The following is a 2,466-nucleotide window of genomic DNA, read 5'->3' on the forward strand; positions in this document are numbered from 1 at the left end:
GCCCAGGCCAGCAGCAGGCACAGTGCGCAGGCCAGCGCCATCACGGCGCAGGCGCTCCAGCCGACCAGGCCGGTGTTGCCAAGCGTGAAGCCCTGGATCGCCTGCAGGATGTCGGCCGAGGCGATGGTGATCAGGTCCTTCATCGCGCCCAGCACCACGCCGACGATCACGCCCGCGAGCAGCAGCCGCAGGGTCTGTTGCACGCCGCGCGCGAGCAGCAGCGTGAGCATCACGGCCGCCATCGAACCGAGGAAGGCCGCGCCCGTGAGGCCCAGCCGCACCACCCACTGCGCGCTGGCGGCCGAGCCGCCGAAGAACAGCAGCGCCAGCGCCACGCCCAGCGAGGCGCCCGAGGCGCTGCCGAGCAGGAAGGGATCGGCCAGCGGATTGCGGAACAGCCCCTGCGCCACCGCGCCGGCCAGCCCGAGCAGCGCGCCCGCGAGCCAGGCGCCGAGGGTGCGCGGCAGCCGGATGTCCCAGACGATCTGCAGCGCGACCGGGTCGTGGCGCGCCGACAGGAAGCTCTCGAAGCCGGTGCTGCCGATGCCCAGGCCGAGCAGCAGCAAGGCGGCGCCGAGCACCAGCAGCGCGAGGCCGAACAGCACCACGCGGCGCAGGTGGCCCGCGGGCATCAGCGCGCGCCTCCCTTGTTGGCCTTGTCGCCCAGGCACTGCGCCATCAGCCGCGCCGCCTCGTCCATGCGCGGACCGGGGCGCACCAGCACGTCGGACTGCTCGGCCGTGAAGCGGCAGATGCGCCCTTCGCGCACCGCGCGCATGGTGCTCCAGCCCGGGCGCTGCTCCAGGCCCTGCGCGCTGCGCACGCTGACCATGATCAGGTCGGGATTGGCGCGCACCACGTATTCGGGGTTGAGCTTGGGAAAGGGACCTAGCGCCGCCGGCACGATGTTCCTGGCGCCCAGCCGCGTCAGCGTCTCGCCGATGAAGGAGGACTCTCCGGCCGCATACGGGCCGCTATTGACCTCGAAGTACACGCGCACGCCGCGCGCGGCAGCGGGCAGCGACTGCGCCGCGGCCGACACCGCCGCATCGATGGCGCGCCAGACCGCCGGCGCCTCATGGGTGCCGAGCACCTGGTCGAGCTTGCCGAGCACGCGGCGCACGTCGGCATGGTTCTTCGGTTCGAGCACCAGCACCTTGAGGCCCAGCGCCTCGAGCCGCTCGGTCACGCGCGAGGACTTGGCGAGCAGCACCACGTCGGGCTTGAGCGCCACCACGGCCTCGACATTGGGGTCGATGCCGCCACCGAGTTGCGGCAGGCCACGCACCGGCGCGGGCGAATTCGAATAGCGGTCGACGCCGACCAGTCGCGCGCAGGCGCCGAGCGCGCAGACCGATTCGGTCAGCGAGGGCAGCAGCGTCACGATGCGCTGCGGCGGCTGCGGCAGCTCGACGGCCACGCCGCGTTCGTCGACAACTTCGAGCGCGCTCGCGTGCGGCGACCACAGGCCCGTGGCGAGTGCCAGTGCCGCCAGCGCGGCGACGAGAAAGCCTTTCATCGGCCCGGCTCCTTCAGGGTCAGCGGCAGGCCCGCGGCCATCAAGGTGACGCGGTGGCAGACACCGGCCACGTCCTGGTTGAGCCGGCCCAGCGCATCGACGAAGGCGCGCGTCTCGCGGCCCAGCGGGATCACGCCCAGGCCGATTTCGTTGCCCACCAGCACCACGGGACCGCGCGCATCGCGCAGCGCGCCCAGCAGCAGGTTGATGTGCGCGGTCGGCGTGCGCGAGACCGGCCGCGCGCCCTCGCCGCGCAGCGGCATCAGCAGGTTGGTGAGCCACATCGTGAGGCAGTCGACCAGCACCAGCGACTCGGGCGCGCTCTGGGTCACGATGGCGCGCGCCAGCTCGACCGGCTCCTCGATGGTGCGCAGGCTCGGCACGCGCTCGGCACGGTCGGCCTGGTGGCGCACGATGCGCTCGCGCATCTCGTCGTCGTACGCCTGCGCGGTGGCGATCAGCACCGCGCGGCGCTGCTTCGGCGCGACCGCGAGCCAGTCGGCCGCGCGCTGCTCGGCGCGGCGCGACTTGCCGCTCTTCTGGCCGCCGAGGATGAATTCGTGTTCAGGCGTCAACGCGATGCTCCTGGGCAGCCGGTGCCCCGGTTTCGAGCGGCGCGGCATCGAACAGCCGCGCGGTGGCTTCGGGACTGGAGGCGAACCAGGCGTGAAAGTAGCTCGCGCGCACGGGGCCGTGCACATAGAGCGCCTCGCCGCCGGCCGTGCCTTGGGGGCGGCGCGAATGGGCGGCCGGCACGAGCGGCGTCTCGCAGCGCGAGTAGTGGAAGGTATGGCCACGCAGCGTGTGCGCGCCCAGCGCGAGCGCCTGCGGGCCGAGGCCGGCAAGCCGCTTCTGCAGTGTGACGCGACCGGGCAGCAGGCCCCAGAGCGCATGCACCGCCGCGTCGTCGCCGTCCCCGGGCACGGCGATCTCGTCGAACAGCGCCA

At 73.0% G+C, this 2,466-nt stretch carries 3 protein-coding genes and 1 pseudogene; all 4 read right to left on the reverse strand.

Annotated elements, in window-relative coordinates:
• Positions 1 to 632 (reverse strand): iron chelate uptake ABC transporter family permease subunit (locus AC27VN_RS38815; RefSeq protein WP_490880114.1); only part of this gene is annotated, 632 nt, incomplete at its 3' end.
• Positions 632 to 1,519, reverse strand: a complete 888-nt coding sequence (locus AC27VN_RS38820) for an ABC transporter substrate-binding protein (RefSeq protein WP_490880115.1) — start codon at positions 1,517 to 1,519, stop codon at positions 632 to 634. The genes AC27VN_RS38815 and AC27VN_RS38820, both read right to left, overlap by 1 nt.
• Entirely contained in the window at positions 1,516 to 2,142 is a 627-nt protein-coding gene (locus tag AC27VN_RS38825; protein ID WP_490880116.1) for a bifunctional adenosylcobinamide kinase/adenosylcobinamide-phosphate guanylyltransferase, read from the reverse strand. Before AC27VN_RS38825 ends, AC27VN_RS38820 begins: the two co-directional genes overlap by 4 nt.
• A pseudogene (locus tag AC27VN_RS38830) lies at positions 2,084 to 2,466 on the reverse strand (cobyrinic acid a,c-diamide synthase); the annotation flags it as partial. The pseudogene AC27VN_RS38830 and the gene AC27VN_RS38825, both read right to left, overlap by 59 nt.

The sequence above is a fragment of the Variovorax sp. 20P10.2.4 genome (assembly GCF_058244205.1).